Here is a 14,904-nt window from a genome sequence, read left to right as displayed (position 1 = left end):
GCCGCGTCCGCATCGCGGACGGGGGATCGTTGTGAATACCTGATGTATCTATGATGTGCTCATCATGAGTCCCACCGATACGGCCACCAAGCCGCCCGCTGCCGCCGAACGCGTCTACATCCATGTCAAGCAGGCTGTTCTCGACCGCCGTTACGAGGGCGGCACCCTTCTGAGCGAAGGCGAACTGGCCGAGGCCGTCGGGGTCTCCCGCACTCCGGTGCGGGAGGCGCTGCTGCGGCTGGAGGCCGAGGGGCTGCTCAAGCTCTATCCCAAGAAGGGCGCCCTGGTGCTGCCCGTCTCCGCCCAGGAGATCGCGGATGTGGTGGAGACCCGGCTGCTGGTCGAGCAGCACGCGGTCGCCAAGGTGGTCCCGGCCGCGGAGCCGCTGCTGCTCCGGCTGGAAGAACTGCTGGAGGAGCAGAAGGGACATGCGGCGGCCGGGGACCTCGCCGCGTTCGCCGTCGCCGACCGCTGCTTCCACGCAGCGATCGTCCGGGCCGCCGGGAACGGCATCCTGGCCCAGCTGTACGACCAGCTGCGGGACCGGCAGCTGCGGATGGGGGTCGCCACCATGCACGCCGAACCGGACCGTATCGCCAAGAACATCACCGAGCACACCGAGATCCTGACCGCCCTGCGCGCCGGGGACGCGCGCTCGGCCTCCGCCACCGTGCAGCGCCACATCAGCTGGGTGAACAACCTGGCCCGGGGCGAGGCACGATGACCACCGCCCGGTTGCCCGGGGATCCACCCGGAGGGCGCCGCGCCGTCGCCGTCTGGGGCCTCGGCGTCGGCGTCTACTTCATCGCCATCACCTATCGCACCAGCCTCGGGGTGGCGGGCATCGACGCCGCCGAGCGCTTCCACATCAACGCCTCGGCGCTGTCCAGCTTCTCCATCCTCCAGCTGCTGGTCTACGCCGGGATGCAGATACCCGTCGGGCTGCTGGTGGACCGGCTCGGCACCCGTACCGTGCTGGCCCTCGGCGCCACGCTGTTCACCACCGGACAGTTCGCTTTCGCGCTCTCCCACTCGTATCCGATGGCACTGGCGGCGCGGGCGCTGCTCGGCTGCGGGGACGCGATGACCTTCATCAGCGTGCTGCGGCTGGGGTCGCGCTGGTTCCCCGCCCGCCGCGGACCGCTGATCGCCCAGATCGCCGCGCTGATCGGCATGGCCGGAAACCTGATCTCCACCCTGGTGATCGCCCAGGCGCTGCACAGCGCGGGCTGGACCCCGACCTTCGCGGGCAGCGCGGTCGGCGGGGTGGTCGTACTCGTCCTGGTGCTGGTGTTCCTCAAGGACCACCCCGAGGGGTACGAGCCCGTCGCCGCGCCGCGCGGCGGCAAGGGCTTCGTCCGCCGTCAGATCGCCGCCGCCTGGCGGGAGCCCGGCACCAGGCTGGGCATGTGGGTCCACTTCACGACCCAGTTCCCCGCCATGGTCTTCCTGCTGCTGTGGGGAATGCCGTTCCTGGTCGAGGCCGAGGGGCTGTCCCGCGCCACGGCGGGTGAGCTGCTGACCCTCGTGGTGCTCTCCAACATGGTGATCGGCCTGATCTACGGTCAGGTCATCGCCCGCCACCACGCGGCCCGCGCCCCGCTCGCCCTCGGTACGGTCGGCGCCACCGCCCTGCTGTGGGGCACCGTGCTGGCCTGGCCGTCCGCCCACGCCCCGCTGTGGCTGCTGATCACCCTGTGCGCGGTGCTCGGCTCCTGTGGGCCGGCATCGATGATCGGCTTCGACTTCGCCCGCCCCGCCAATCCGCCCGAGCGGATCGGGACCGCCTCCGGCATCGTCAACATGGGCGGCTTCATGGCCTCCATGACCACGCTGCTGGCCGTCGGGGTGCTGCTCGACCTGACCGGTGACAACTACCGGATCGCCTTCGCCTCGGTCTTCGTCCTCCAGACGCTGGGCGTCTCCCAGGTGCTGCGGCTGCGCGGGCGCGCGCACCGCCGGGAGCGCGAACGCGTCGTCGCGAGCCGCGTCGAGGCGGTGCACGTACCGGCGTGACCCCGCCGTCCGCCGGGTACGGTGCGACGGTCGTGTACGGTGCGACGGTTGTGTACGGCGTGACGGTTACGGTGTGACGGCTCCTTACGGTGTGACGGCGAAGTGGCCGAGGATCGCCTCGGCCAGCTGCTGGTCGCCCTCGACCTTCAGCCGCTCGCCGACCGCCTCGGGCCGCACCCGCCCGCAGGCCAGCCGCAGATACGTCTCCCAGTCCAGGGTGAGCGTCACGGTCGGGCCGAGCGAGACGCTGCCGTCGATGGTGCCCTTGCCGTCCGCGTCCACCCGGACGGTCCGCATGAACTCCAGCGGGCCGTGCACATCGAAGACCACCGCCGAATGGGGCGCCGCGCCCGCGTCCTTGGCGACCACCTTCGGCAGCGCCGACAGCAGGGTGTCGCGGGCGATGAGGGCACCCGGGGAGTCCAGATTGCCGGGCTGGTTCAGCGCCCGGCGCAGATCCTGCTCATGCACCCAGACGTCGAACGCCCGCCGCGTCAGGGCGGCTTCGAGGGACATCTCGGTGCCGCCGGGGACGCGCACCACGGTGTCCGGCGACCGCTTCTCGTTCCGCAGCTGACGGGACCGCCGGATGACGGTGTACTCCAGCTCGGAGGTCATCTCGGGTGCCGTGTGGCAGCGCCGGACGTCGACCTGGACCTCCATGTACCGCGACATCTCGTTGGTGACGTGGTACAGATCACGCGGCAGCGTGTGGATGGGGCGGGGGTCGCCGAGCATCTCGCACTCGATTCCGATCACATGCGAGACGATGTCCCGCACCGACCATCCCGGGCACTCGGTACGGCGGTTCCATTCGGTCTCGACGAGCGGATTCACCAACTCCGATATAGCGTCGATGGAATGGGTCCAGGCGTCGATGGAGGTCTGAAGGCTGGAATGGACGGTCACGGGACCCCTCGGGCGGTTGGTGCGCGGGCTGGGTGCTGGTGTGTGGCTTCAAGTTACGCTGCCCATGAGCGCCAGGGCAGTGGTTTCGGGTCCGATCGTAGGCCCGGTTGACGGTCTCCAACGCTGAGAGCGGTGGTAGTGTGCGCGCCTCTTTGGTCCAGATCGACGTAGACCCGGACGAGTCCCCCGAAAGCCGCCGCGACCGCGCCGCCGCCATCATCCGCACCCGGAGCGGCTCCGATCTGGTGGTGCTGCCCGAACTGTGGACGCTCGGGGCATTCGCCTACGACTCCTTCGTCAGCGGCGCCGAGCCGCTGGACGGCCCCACCGCCCGCGCCATGGCCGCCGTCGCCCGGGACGCCGGGGTCTGGCTCCACGCGGGCTCCATCGTCGAGCGCGCCCCCGACGGCACCCTCTACAACACCGCGCTGGTCTTCTCCCCCGACGGCGCCCTCGCGGGCTCCTACCGCAAGATCCACCGCTTCGGGTTCGACGAGGGCGAGGCCGTGATGATGGGCGCGGGCGAGGAGGTGGTCACCACCGGTCCGCCGGACGCCACCCTGGGCCTCGCCATCTGCTACGACCTCCGCTTCCCCGAGCTCTTCCGGCTGCTGACCGAGGCCGGGGCCAAGGTGCTGGTGATCCCGGCCGGGTGGCCCGCCCGCCGCCGCGAGCACTGGCGGCTGCTGGCCCGCGCCCGCGCCGTGGAGAGCCAGGCGTACGTCCTGGGGTGCTGCTCCACCGGCACCCACGCCGGGGTGGAGCAGGCCGGGCACAGCATCGTCGTGGACCCGTGGGGCGAGGTGCTCGCCGAGGCGGGCACCGCCGAGGAGGTGCTCACCGTCGAACTGGACCTGGACCGGGTCACCCAGGTCCGCACCGACCTCCCGGTGCTCCGCGACCGCATGCTGGGCCTGCCCGAGCCCGCCACCCGGACCCGGGGGAATGCCACGGCCGGGGGCTGATGTTTGATGGCGATATGGCTCCACGTGCACGCGTCCGCGCCCCCGAACTGACCGGCAAGGGCGGCTGGCTCAACACCGGCGGCAATGACCTCACCCTCGCGGATCTGCGGGGGCGCATCGTGATCCTGGACTTCTGGACGTTCTGCTGTGTGAACTGCCTGCACGTCCTGGACGAGCTGCGCGAGCTGGAGGAGAAGCACCGCGACACCGTCGTGATGGTCGGGGTGCACTCGCCGAAGTTCGTCCACGAGGCCGACCACCAGGCCGTCGTGGACGCCGTCGAGCGCTACGGAGTGCACCACCCGGTCCTCGACGACCCCGAGCTCGCCACCTGGAAGCAGTACGCGGTACGCGCCTGGCCCACCCTCGTCGTCATCGACCCCGAGGGCTATGTGGTCGCCCAGCACGCGGGCGAGGGGCACGCCCATGCCATCGAGACCCTGGTGGGAGAGCTGGCGGCGGAGCACTCAGCCAAGGGCACGCTGCGCCGCGGCGACGGGCCGTATCTGCCGCCCGAGCCGGTCCCCACCGAGCTGCGCTTCCCCGGCAAGGCGGTGTCGCTGCCCGGCGGCACCTTCCTGGTCTCCGACACCACCCGGCACCAGCTGGTGGAGCTGGCCGCGGACGGCGAGACCGTGGTGCGCCGGATCGGTGACGGCACCCGCGGGCTGGCCGACGGCGGCCCGGAGCGGGCCCGGTTCAGCGAACCGCAGGGACTCGCGCCGCTGCCCGACGGTTCGGTCGCCGTCGCCGACACCGTCAACCACGCGCTGCGCCGCTTCGACCCCGCCACCGGTGAGACCACCACCCTCGCCGGGACCGGCCGCCAGTGGTGGCAGGGCTCGCCCGCCGAGGGGCCCGCCCGCGAGGTGGATCTGTCCTCGCCGTGGGACCTGGCCTGGTTCGCCGACCGGCTGTGGATCGCCATGGCCGGTGTCCACCAGCTGTGGACGTACGACCCGGAGTCCGGGACGGTCCGGGCCGCCGCCGGGACCACCAACGAGGGCCTGGTCGACGGGCCCGCCGAGGAGGCGTGGTTCGCCCAGCCCTCCGGGCTGGCCGCGGCCGGGGACCGGCTGTGGATCGCCGACTCCGAGACCTCCGCGGTCCGCTGGGTCGAGCGGGACGGCGACGGCTTCGCGGTCCGCACGGCGGTGGGCACCGGACTCTTCGACTTCGGCCACCGGGACGGCGACGCCGGGCAGGCCCTGCTCCAGCACCCGCTGGGCGTCACCGCGCTGCCCGACGGCTCGGTCGCGATCGCCGACACCTACAACCACGCGCTGCGCCGCTACGACCCGGCCACCGGCGAGGTCACCACCCTCGCCACCGATCTGCGCGAGCCGTCCGGCGCGGTGCTGGTGGACCGGGACCTCGTGGTGGTGGAGTCGGCCCGGCACCGGCTGACCCGGCTGCGGCTGCCCGAGGAGGCCGTACGGGTCGAGGCGGTGGCGCACCGCACCCAGCGTGCGGCCACTGCGATCGCCCCGGGCACGCTCCGGCTGGACGTGGTCTTCCAGGCGCCCGCCGGGCAGAAGCTGGACACCCGCTACGGCCCCTCCACCCGGCTGCTGGTCTCCGCCACCCCGCCCGGTCTGCTGGCCGAAGGGGACGGCGCGGGCACCGAGCTGAGCCGGGACCTGGTGCTGGCGGACGGGGTGACCGAGGGCGTGCTGCATGTCTCGGCGATGGCCGCGTCCTGCGACGACGATCCGCGGAACGAGTACCCCGCCTGCCATGTGCACCAGCAGGACTGGGGCGTTCCGGTCCGGGTCGCCGAGGGCGGCGCGGTACGGCTGCCGCTGGTGCTCGCCGGGATGGACGAGCCCTCCTGACCCATCGGCCCGGCAAGCCCTCCTGACGGTCCCGGGGCGGGACATGACGGGACGGCCCCCGCGGGGGAGCCGGGGGCCGTCGGTCGTCGGGCAGCCGCAGGGGAGTCGGCTGCCGGGATGTTCAGGTGGCGGGTGTCACCACTCCAGCGCGTTGGAGCTGTCGCTCTGCCAGTAGCTGACCTTCGCGTTGTCGTCGATGTACACCGAGCCGCCGGGCAGCGACACGGAGGTGGCGGCGTCGGAGCCCTTGAGGTACACCTCCAGCTTGGTGACCTTGGTGCCGTTCGTGCCCGAGCCGTCGGCGCTGGAGGTGAGGATGCCCGCGTAGCCGCTCTCGCCGGGCGCGAGGGTGACGACGGCCTGCGGCTTGGTCTCCTCGGCGATCGGGGTGGCCGCCTGCCCGTCGTCGAACCGCAGCGCGGGGGCCTCCGGGAGGTTGCAGGTGACACCGGATTTGTTGGTGGCCTGGAGCAGCAGGTAGTTGACCGGCCGGGGGGCCTTGGTGACGGTCATCGACAGCTTGCTCGGGTCACAGGTGCCGATCTTGGAGTTGGAGCCGGAGCCGCCCGTCGCGCCGCCGCTCTTGCCGCCGGCGGAGGACTTCTCGTCACCGCCCGCCTGGGCGCCGCCCTGGGCACCGGCGTCGGCGCCGCCCTTGGCGTCGGAGCCAGGGACGGCGGCCGAACTCTCCGCGGAGCCGGAGCGCTTGACCCCGTCCCCTTCGTCGCTGTTGCAGGCGGCCAGGGTGAGCGCGGCGGCCATGAGGGTCGCGCTCGCGACGGCGGTGCGGATGGTGCGGGCGTTGGTGGCGCTGATCGACATGGTGGTTCCCCCCAGTGGGACGTGGCCGTCTTGCGGTACGTCTCAAGACTGTCCGGCCCCGCTGGCGTACGACTGCTGTACCGCTGCCGTCCCGCTAACGTCTCACTAACGCGCCCCGCTAACGGCCCCTCCTGGTGTCATCCGGCTAACGCGCGGTTCCCTCACCGGGGTTGGCCACCTCCGGTGGGCCCGCCCTCGGTGCCGTCCCCGCTGCCGCTGCCCTGGGCGAAGAGCTTCACCAGGTCGCTCATCACGTAGCGATTGGTGGCCTCCTCGTCCAGCAGATGCATCTCGGCGAGCCGGTCCAGGGCGTCCTGGATCAGCTCCGGGTCCGCCCCGGACAGAGCCGCCGCCTCCGCCGTGTTGACCTCCCGGGCGAAGCCGGTGCCCAGGGTGCGCAGCAGCGCGGCGTCGTCTGCGGAGAGCCGGGCCACCGAGTTGCGCAGCGCGGCGGCCACCCCGGCGTCCTCCGCCGACAGCAGGGCGAGCCTGCGCCGCTCGTCGCGCAGGGCGGTGGCCAGCCGGGCCAGCCGCCAGCGCGGCCGGGCCATCAGCTGGGCGGAGGCGGCGCGCAGCGCCAGTGGCAGTCCGTCGCACAGCGCCACCAACTCCCGTGCGGCGGCGGGGTCCTCGCCGACCCGCTCCGGGCCGAGCAGCGTGCCGAGCAGCGAGATGCTGTCCTCGGGGCCGAGCGCGTGCAGCCGCAGCGGACGGGCCGCGTCGGTGGCGATCAGCCCGTCGAGCCTGCTGCGGCTGGTGACCAGCGTGGCGCAGTGCGGGCCGCCGGGCAGCAGCGGCCGCACCTGGGCGGAGCTGCTCGCGTTGTCCAGCACCACCAGCAGCCGCCGGCGGGCGACCAGCGAGCGGTAGAGCGCGGAGGCCGCCTGGGGCGAGGACGGAATCTGCTCGGCCGGGGTGCCCATGGCGAACAGGAACTCGCGCAGCACCTCCAGCGGCGCCGTCTCCTCACCGCCGCTGAAGCCACGCAGATCCGCGAAGAGCCGTCCGTCGGGGAAGGCGCCCGCGTAGGCGTGGCCCCAGTACACCGCGAGGCCCGTCTTGCCGACTCCGGCGGGTCCGGTGACGAGCGTGATGCCGCCCTCGGACGGGAAGCCGCCAGCGGCCCCGCCATAGCCGCGGTCCGGTTCGGCGGACAGCGTCAGCCGGGTCAGCTCCGCCAGCTCCGCGGTCCGTCCGAGGAACCCGGCCGGGGGCCGGGGGAGCAGCTCGGGCACCGGCGCTCCGGTGGCCGCGGCGGGGGCGGCGGGGGCGGCGACGGGGTGCGCCGGGGTGGCGGGCACCGGCTGGACCCCGGGGTGCCCCGCGCCGTCGGTGCCGCCGCGTCCCGCGTCCGCGCCCGGCCCGGCCCGCAGGATCTCCTGGTACGCGCCGGTCAGCCGCTCCCCCGGGTCGACGCCCAGATCGTCGGCGAGCAGCTCGCGGGTGCGGTGGAACCAGGCGATCGCGTCGGACTGCCGTCCGGTGCGGTACAGCGCCAGCATCAGATCCGCGATCAGCCCTTCGCGCAGCGGCTGGGTGAGCGCGGCGGGGTGCAGCACACCCGCGGCCCTGTCGTGTTCGCCGAGCGCCCCGTACGCGCGCGCCAGCGCTTCCACGGCGGTCAGTCGCCGTTCCTCCAGGGCGTGGGCCGCGGCGGCGAACGGCGGGCTGGCCACCGTCCCCGTCAGCGCCGGGCCGTGCCACAGCCCGAGCGCCTGGCTCAGCAGCTGGACGGCGTCGGCCGGGGCGGCCTCGGGCTGGGCGCTGGAGACCAGATGGTCGAAGCGCTGGGCGTCGACCATCCCTTCGGGCAGCCGCAGCAGATAGGCAGAGCCGTGGGTGGAGAGTTCGACGCCGAGGTCACCGGCGCCGTGCTCGGCGAGGACCGCGCGCAGCCGGGAGACATGGCCCTGGATGACGGTCTTGGCGTGGGCGGGCGGCTCGTCCTCCCACAGGCTGGCGGTCAACTGGTCCATGGAGACGGTCGAGTTGGGCCGCAGCAGCAGCATGGCGAGCACACTGCGCCGTTTGGCCGCCCCCAGCGGGAGTTCGACGGCCGCTGCCGGGGGGCCGGTGGTCACCGTCACGGGGCCCAGCAGGGAAAAGCGCAACTCAGCCCTCCAGGAATGCGGTCAGCGCTTTGGCGAGCAGCCTGGGGTCCTGTGCCCCGCAGAGCTCGCGCGCCGAGTGCATGGACAGGATCGCCACACCGATGTCGACGGTGGAGATGCCGTGGCGGGCGGCGGTGATCGGACCGATCGTAGTGCCGCACGGCATCGCGTTGTGAGAGACGAAGCTCTGCCAGGGCACTCCGGCGCGCTCGCAGGCGGCGGCGAAGACGGCTCGTCCGGAGCCGTCGGTCGCATAGCGCTGGTTGACGTTGACCTTGAGGATGGGGCCGCCGTTGGGGCGCGGGTGGTGGCCGGGCTCATGGCGCTCGGCGTAGTTGGGGTGGATGGCGTGCCCGGTGTCGGAGGACAGGCAGAAGCTGCCCGCGAAGGCGCGCGCCCTGTCCTCGTGGCCGCCGCCGCGGGCGTAGACCGACCGCTCCAGGACATTGCCGAGCAGCGGGCCGTCGGCGCCGGTGTCGGACTGGCTTCCGTTCTCCTCGTGGTCGAAGGCGGCGAACACGGGGATGGCGTCGAGGTCGGTGCGGGCGGCGGCGGCCACCAGCGCGGCCGTACCGGCGTGCACGGACAGCAGATTGTCCATCCGGGGACCGGCCACCAGTTCGCGGTCACGCCCGAGGTAGGCGGGCGGTTCGACGCTGTGCACCATCAGGTCCCAGCCGCCGATCTCGTCGGCCGCGACGCCGGTCTCGTCGGCGACGAAGCGGATCAGATCGCCTTCCTCGACCTCGCCCAGACCCCAGATCGGCGTCATATGGCGCTGCTTGTCCAGCTTGAGGCCCTCGCTGTTGACGGACCGGTCCAGGTGTACGGCGAGTTGGGGCACCCGCAGCAGCGGGCGGTCGACGGTGACCAGCCGGTGCGAGCCGTCTCTGAGGGTGATCCGGCCGGAGAGGCCGAGGTCGCGGTCGAGCCAGGTGTTGAGGAGGGCGCCGCCGTAGATCTCGACGGCGATCTGGCGCCAGCCGTGCGCTCCGGTGTCGGGAATCGGCTTGACCCGCAGATTGGGAGAGTCGGTGTGAGCGCCCACAATTCGGTATGGAGTGGACGGTCTCGCCCCCTCTGGCACGTACCACGCGATGATCGCTCCACCCCGCAGCACATACCGCCCGCCCGCCTCTCCATCCCAGGCGGCGGTCTCCTCGACCTGCCGGAAACCCGCGTTTGCCAGGCGCTGAGCGGCGTTTCCTACTGCGTGGTAGGGCGATGGGCTGGCGCGGAGGAAGGCCATCAGGTCATCGGTGTGGCCGCGGTCGATGCCGGGGTGTGCGCTCATGTGCTCAGCATAGATTCGGACCGGCCCGGCGACCGGCGAGTGGCGGGTGGATCCATCCGTGGGGTCGTGTTGCGCCGATCTGATGAAAGCACGTCAGCTAACGCTATGAGTCCGGCAAATCGGCCCATATTCCCCGTGACCGCTCCCTCGTACTGAGTCGCACGCAAGGGGATACACCGGATGCGCGTTCTACGACACGTCCTCGTCGTCCTGGGGTCGCTGCTGCTGCTGTGCAGCGCTGGTTCGGCCGTGGCGCAGCCCGCCGCCGGGTTTGTCGCCATGGGACTGGTTCCCTCGGCCGCCGAGGTCGGTCCGCAAGACCCGCGCTCCCCGGACAGCCGCCCGGACGACGGGTACGGCCGCCAAGCGCCCTGTCCCACGAGGGACCGGGTCGGCGGGACGAACGCCGCGCCCAATCCCCCGCTACAGCGGTACTTCCAGGGCGACTGGCGGCTGGGCCCGGCCTCTCTGCCCCGCAACGGCGCGATCGGCCGGATGCTGGAGGGCTACCAGCGGCTGGACGGCTATCGCTCCTCCGCCGCCTTCCTGGACTGCTACTGGAACGAGACGACCAACGGCTGGTGGTACCCGTACCCGGACGGCTGGACGCTGCTCAACGGTGAGCCTCTGAAGACCACCGTCACCCTGAAGGCCGGGCAGCGGGTCGACCTCTTCGGCAGCGGCTTCGGTCACTTCCTCGCCCCGGCCGGTACGCCCTTCACCGAGCGCGCGCTGCCGCCGAGCAACCTCAACACCCTCGACCCGGCCTATCCGTTCGGCTATCACCTCTACAAGGTCACCAAGCCCTTCCTGGTGGAGGCCGGTCCGATCCGGCCCTGGTTCGGCCAGCCGGGACAGGGGCTCCAGTATCTGACCGGACCCTCGATCCCTCAGCTTGTCGCCGCCGGGAACCTCACCCCGCTCAACTGACGGCGGATGCTGGTTGTCGTGGACCGATCGGAACTGATCCGCGTCCTCCATGAGGAGCAGGTGCCGGACGCGCTGTACGACATCCCGGGAGCGCATGACATCCCGGTCCAGCCGGACGCCTACTACTTCCTGCGCCCCGCGCCGGACGGCGGCTGGACGACCGGGCTGCGGGAGCGCTCGGTGGAACGGGATCTGAGCCGGTTCGCCACCGAGGACGAGGCGTGCCGGGATCTGCTGGCCAAGCTGAGGGCGCGGCCCCGGCCACCCGGCGCCGGGAGCGCGTCGGTCGAGGAACTCCTCGCCGAGGGAGAGGAGATCCGCCGCCAGGCGTGGGAAGAGGTGGAACGGGCGCTGCGCGAGCGGCCGCCCGACAAGGAGTGATAGCGGGGAGCGGCAGCGCAAGGAGTGGTCACCGCACGGAAGCCGGCCGCCCCGGTCAGGGGGCCGGCCGGCTTCCACCGCCGCTGGACGGCTTCGCTCAGGCTGCGCGAGCCGGTGTCACCGGGGGATCAGAACGCGGACTCGTCCAGGTCCATCAGGCTCTTGTCGACCGACTCGGCCAGAGCGCGCTGGACGGAGACGCCCGGCAGGACCTCGTGCGCGAAGAACTTCGCGGCCGCGATCTTGCCCTGGTAGAAGGAGATGTCCTTCGCGGAGGCGGTGCCGACCTTCTCGGTGGCGACCGCGGCGCCCTTGAGCAGCAGGTAGCCGATGATGACGTCACCGGAGGCCATCAGCAGCCGGGTGGAGTTCAGGCCGACCTTGTAGATCGACGTGACGTCCTGCTCGGTGGCGGTCAGGTCGGTGAGCATGGTGCCCACGATCGCTTCCAGGTCCACCGCGGCCTGGGCGAGCTGGTCGCGGGCCGGGGCCAGCTCCTCGCCGCCGACGGCCTCGGCCAGGAACTTCTTGATCTCCTCGGAGATGATGGTCAGCGACTTGCCCTGGTCCCGGACGATCTTGCGGAAGAAGTAGTCCTGGCCCTGGATCGCCGTGGTGCCCTCGTAGAGGGTGTCGATCTTGGCGTCCCGGATGTACTGCTCCAGCGGGTACTCCTGGAGGTAGCCGGAGCCGCCGATGGTCTGGAGCGACTGCGCCAGCTGCTCGTACGCCTTCTCCGAGCCGTAGCCCTTGACGATGGGCAGCAGCAGGTCGTTGAGACCGTGGACATCGGAGGCGTCCTCGCCCGCGGCCTCCTTGACCAGGATGTCGTCCTGGACGGAGGCGGTGTAGAGGACGAGGGAGCGCAGGCCCTCGGCGTACGCCTTCTGCGTCATCAGCGAACGGCGCACGTCCGGGTGGTGGGTGATGGTGACGCGCGGGGCCGCCTTGTCGGTGAAGGCCGCCAGGTCGGCGCCCTGCACCCGCTCCTTGGCGTACTCCAGCGCGTTCAGGTAGCCGGTGGAGAGGGTGGCCATGGCCTTCGTGCCGACCATCATCCGCGCGAACTCGATGATCTTGAACATCTGGCGGATGCCGTCGTGCTTCTCGCCCAGCAGCCAGCCCTTGGCCGGGCCGTTGGCGCCGAAGGTGAGCTCACAGGTGTTGGACACCCGCAGACCCATCTTGTGCTCGACGTTGGTGGCGTAGACGCCGTTGCGCTCGCCGAGCTCACCGGTCTCCCAGTCGAAGTCGTACTTGGGGACCACGAACAGCGACAGACCCTTGGTGCCGGGCCCCGCGCCCTCGGGACGGGCCAGCACGAAGTGGATGATGTTCTCGGAGAGGTCGTGCTCACCGGAGGTGATGAAGCGCTTCACCCCGTCGATGTGCCAGGTGCCGTCCTCCTGCTGGACCGCCTTGGCGCGGCCGGCGCCCACGTCGGAGCCCGCGTCCGGCTCGGTCAGCACCATGGTGGAGCCCCACTGCTTGTCCACCATCAGCTGAGCGATCTTCAACTGCTCCTCGGTGCCCTCGTCGTGGAGCACAGCGGCGAAGGCCGGGCCGGAAGCGTACATCCAGATCGGGGTGTTGGACCCGAGGATGGTCTCGGCCGAGCCCCACAGCAGCGAGCGCGGGCAGGAGGTGCCGCCCAGCGACTCCGGAATGCCCAGGCGCCACCACTCGGCGTCCATGTACGCCTGGTAGCTCTTCCTGAACGACTCGGGCACCGGCGCGGTGTTGGTGGCCGGGTCGAAGACCGGCGGGTTGCGGTCCGAGTCGGCGTAGGAGGCGGCCAGCTCGTTCTCGGCGAGCCGGGATATCTCGGCGAGCACGCTCTTCGCGGTCTCGACGTCCATCTCCGCGAACGGACCGGTGCCGTACAGCTTGTCGCGGCCGAGCACCTCGAAGAGGTTGAACTCGATGTCGCGGAGATTCGACTTGTAGTGCCCCATGGCGACGGCTCCGTAAGGCTCGGGAGGCAGGGACCTCTGATGTAACGCGTATCGATGCGATCTCAGTGGCCATGATGCTACCCGTGGGTAATAAAGGGCAACCCTCAAACGGTCAACTGTGACTCAGTACGCTTCGGTGTATGTACGGCTACGACCAGAACGCGAGCGCAGGGCAGGGTTACGCCGCTCCGCCACCTCCGCCGCAACAGCAGCCGCCGCTGTCGCACCACCCCCAGCCGGGTGCCGGCTACGGCGAGCAGCCGCTGTACCCCGAGCCGTCGCCGCCGTCGCTGGCCGACGCGGTGCGTGCCTTCACCACCGGCTCGATGTCGGCGGAGGACTTCCAGCAGATCTTCGCGAGCTCCAAGGTCTACTGCCCGCGCGGTGACAACCCCGGCTTCCTCGCGCTGCACAACACCCAGCAGCCGGTGATCCCGATGTTCACCTCGCTCAAGGAGCTGCGGCGGTACGCGGGCAAGGAGTCCAAGTACTTCGTCATCACCGGCGCCGAGGTGATCGATCTGCTGCCCACCGGCTACGGCTTCGTCCTCGACATGGAGGGCGAGCACCGGATGGTCTTCGACGCCAAGGCGGTCGAACAGATGGTCGATTTCGCGATGCGGCGCATGTACGGCTAGTACGGCCGGATGCCGCTGATGCGGCGATAAAGGCACTCTTGCGGGTCGTTCACCCTTCAATTAAGTTGAATGGTGAACGACCAAGGAGGCCGTCATGCCCGCAGTGACCGTGGACAACCCGCTGACCCTGCCCCGTGTCGCAGCACCGGCCGGGGCACGGCACCGCCCCGTGCTCGCCGTCAGCACCGCGCCCGGCGGTTTCGAGGGGGAGGGTTTCCCGGTGCGGCGCGCGTTCGCGGGCATCGACTACCAGCACCTCGACCCGTTCATCATGATGGACCAGATGGGCGAGGTGGAGTATGCGCCCGGCGAGCCCAAGGGCACTCCCTGGCACCCCCACCGCGGCTTCGAGACCGTCACCTATCTGATCGACGGCACCTTTGTGCACCAGGATTCCCACGGCGGCGGCGGCACGATCAACGGCGGCGACACCCAGTGGATGACCGCGGGCTCCGGGCTGCTGCACATCGAGGCCCCGCCGGAGGCGCTGGTGATGAGCGGCGGGCTGTTCCACGGACTCCAGCTGTGGGTGAACCTCCCGGCCAAGGACAAGATGATGCCGCCGCGCTATCAGGACATCGGCGGCGGCAAGGTCACACTGCTGACCTCCTCCGACGGCGGCGCCCTGCTGCGGCTGATCGCGGGCGAGGTCGACGGCCACCGGGGCCCGGGTATCACCCACACCCCGATCGCCATGCTGCATATCTCGCTCAACCCGGGCGCCGAGCTGACCCTGCCCTGGAACCCCGGCTTCAACGCCCTCGCCTACGGGCTGGCCGGCCGCGGCACCGCCGGTCCGGAGGGGCGGCCGTTCCGCACCGGGCAGACGGTGGTCTTCGGCGGCGGTGACGCGCTGACCGTACGGGCCGACGCCGTCCAGGAGTCGCGCAGCCCCAACTTCGAGCTGGTGCTGCTCGGTGGGCAGCCGATCCGCGAACCGATGACGCACTACGGCCCGTTCGTGATGAACACCCGCGCGGAGCTGGCCCAGGCCGTCGAGGACTTCCAGGCCGGACGGCTCGGCCGCATACCCGCCGACGAGAGCTGA

At 71.3% G+C, this 14,904-nt stretch carries 13 protein-coding genes; 8 read left to right on the top strand and 5 right to left on the bottom strand.

What is annotated here, in order from left to right:
- Positions 1–64 precede the first annotated feature (64 nt).
- Positions 65–724, top strand: coding sequence for a GntR family transcriptional regulator (locus AC4BEG_RS16485; RefSeq protein WP_490706627.1), 660 nt, complete (start codon positions 65–67; stop codon positions 722–724).
- Positions 721–2,016, top strand: coding sequence for an MFS transporter (locus tag AC4BEG_RS16480; RefSeq protein ID WP_490706626.1), 1,296 nt, complete (start codon positions 721–723; stop codon positions 2,014–2,016). The genes AC4BEG_RS16485 and AC4BEG_RS16480 overlap by 4 nt, the downstream gene beginning before the upstream one ends.
- Before the next feature lie 84 nt (positions 2,017–2,100).
- On the opposite strand, the gene AC4BEG_RS16475 is transcribed toward AC4BEG_RS16480, so the two are convergent.
- Complete coding sequence (locus AC4BEG_RS16475) at positions 2,101–2,925, bottom strand: maleylpyruvate isomerase family mycothiol-dependent enzyme (protein ID WP_490706625.1); 825 nt, start codon at positions 2,923–2,925, stop codon at positions 2,101–2,103.
- A 140-nt stretch (positions 2,926–3,065) separates the two neighbouring features.
- Between AC4BEG_RS16475 and AC4BEG_RS16470 the strand changes: the two genes are divergently transcribed.
- Together AC4BEG_RS16470 and AC4BEG_RS16465 are read left to right on the top strand one after the other, a co-directional pair.
- A complete protein-coding gene (locus tag AC4BEG_RS16470; protein WP_490706624.1) occupies positions 3,066–3,890 on the top strand; it encodes a carbon-nitrogen family hydrolase in 825 nt (274 codons plus the stop codon).
- Between the two features lie 14 nt (positions 3,891–3,904).
- Positions 3,905–5,725 (top strand): NHL domain-containing thioredoxin family protein, encoded by a 1,821-nt coding sequence (locus AC4BEG_RS16465; protein ID WP_490706623.1) that lies wholly within the window; start codon positions 3,905–3,907, stop codon positions 5,723–5,725.
- Between the two features lie 135 nt (positions 5,726–5,860).
- Here AC4BEG_RS16465 and AC4BEG_RS16460 read toward each other — a convergent pair whose 3' ends face one another.
- From AC4BEG_RS16460 to AC4BEG_RS16450, 3 genes are all read right to left on the bottom strand, one after another.
- Positions 5,861–6,547 (bottom strand): DUF4232 domain-containing protein, encoded by a 687-nt coding sequence (locus AC4BEG_RS16460; protein ID WP_490706622.1) that lies wholly within the window; start codon positions 6,545–6,547, stop codon positions 5,861–5,863.
- 161 nt (positions 6,548–6,708) lie between these two features.
- Positions 6,709–8,658, bottom strand: a complete 1,950-nt coding sequence (locus tag AC4BEG_RS16455; RefSeq protein ID WP_490706621.1) for an AfsR/SARP family transcriptional regulator — start codon at positions 8,656–8,658, stop codon at positions 6,709–6,711.
- Position 8,659: 1 nt separating this feature from the next.
- Positions 8,660–9,952: a M18 family aminopeptidase gene (locus AC4BEG_RS16450; RefSeq protein WP_490706620.1), complete on the bottom strand. Its 1,293-nt coding sequence runs from the start codon at positions 9,950–9,952 to the stop codon at positions 8,660–8,662.
- 180 nt (positions 9,953–10,132) lie between these two features.
- Between AC4BEG_RS16450 and AC4BEG_RS16445 the strand changes: the two genes are divergently transcribed.
- Positions 10,133–10,882, top strand: coding sequence for a TNT domain-containing protein (locus AC4BEG_RS16445; protein ID WP_490706619.1), 750 nt, complete (start codon positions 10,133–10,135; stop codon positions 10,880–10,882).
- Between the two features lie 18 nt (positions 10,883–10,900).
- Positions 10,901–11,263 carry a hypothetical protein gene (locus AC4BEG_RS16440; protein WP_490706618.1) on the top strand — a complete coding sequence of 121 codons (363 nt, stop codon included), beginning with the start codon at positions 10,901–10,903 and terminating at the stop codon, positions 11,261–11,263.
- Between the two features lie 128 nt (positions 11,264–11,391).
- Here the strand turns inward: AC4BEG_RS16440 and AC4BEG_RS16435 are convergent, their stop codons facing one another.
- Positions 11,392–13,218 (bottom strand): acyl-CoA dehydrogenase, encoded by a 1,827-nt coding sequence (locus AC4BEG_RS16435; protein ID WP_490706617.1) that lies wholly within the window; start codon positions 13,216–13,218, stop codon positions 11,392–11,394.
- A gap of 140 nt (positions 13,219–13,358) precedes the next feature.
- Here AC4BEG_RS16435 and AC4BEG_RS16430 point away from each other — a divergent pair, with 140 nt between their 5' ends.
- Together AC4BEG_RS16430 and AC4BEG_RS16425 are read left to right on the top strand one after the other, a co-directional pair.
- The gene (locus tag AC4BEG_RS16430; protein ID WP_176181725.1) at positions 13,359–13,856 is read left to right on the top strand and encodes an SseB family protein; all 498 of its coding nucleotides are present in this window, start codon (positions 13,359–13,361) and stop codon (positions 13,854–13,856) included.
- Positions 13,857–13,950: 94 nt separating this feature from the next.
- On the top strand, positions 13,951–14,904 hold the full coding sequence (locus tag AC4BEG_RS16425; protein ID WP_490706616.1) for a pirin family protein: 954 nt from the start codon (positions 13,951–13,953) through the stop codon (positions 14,902–14,904).

This window comes from Streptomyces sp. JLBJ103 (assembly GCF_058215575.1).
The sequence above is the reverse complement of the archived record's forward strand: the minus strand, read 5'-3'. Positions and strand labels throughout refer to the sequence as shown.

Bases quoted from the DNA above. Each gene is read 5' to 3' on its own strand.
- AC4BEG_RS16425 (WP_490706616.1), top strand. From the start codon at position 13,951: ATGCCCGCAGTGACCGTGGACAACCCGCTGACCCTGCCCCGTGTCGCA.
- AC4BEG_RS16450 (WP_490706620.1), bottom strand. From the start codon at position 9,952: ATGAGCGCACACCCCGGCATCGACCGCGGCCACACCGATGACCTGATG.
- AC4BEG_RS16430 (WP_176181725.1), top strand. From the start codon at position 13,359: ATGTACGGCTACGACCAGAACGCGAGCGCAGGGCAGGGTTACGCCGCT.
- AC4BEG_RS16435 (WP_490706617.1), bottom strand. From the start codon at position 13,218: ATGGGGCACTACAAGTCGAATCTCCGCGACATCGAGTTCAACCTCTTC.
- AC4BEG_RS16485 (WP_490706627.1), top strand. From the start codon at position 65: ATGAGTCCCACCGATACGGCCACCAAGCCGCCCGCTGCCGCCGAACGC.
- AC4BEG_RS16480 (WP_490706626.1), top strand. From the start codon at position 721: ATGACCACCGCCCGGTTGCCCGGGGATCCACCCGGAGGGCGCCGCGCC.
- AC4BEG_RS16445 (WP_490706619.1), top strand. From the start codon at position 10,133: ATGCGCGTTCTACGACACGTCCTCGTCGTCCTGGGGTCGCTGCTGCTG.
- AC4BEG_RS16460 (WP_490706622.1), bottom strand. From the start codon at position 6,547: ATGTCGATCAGCGCCACCAACGCCCGCACCATCCGCACCGCCGTCGCG.
- AC4BEG_RS16465 (WP_490706623.1), top strand. From the start codon at position 3,905: ATGGCTCCACGTGCACGCGTCCGCGCCCCCGAACTGACCGGCAAGGGC.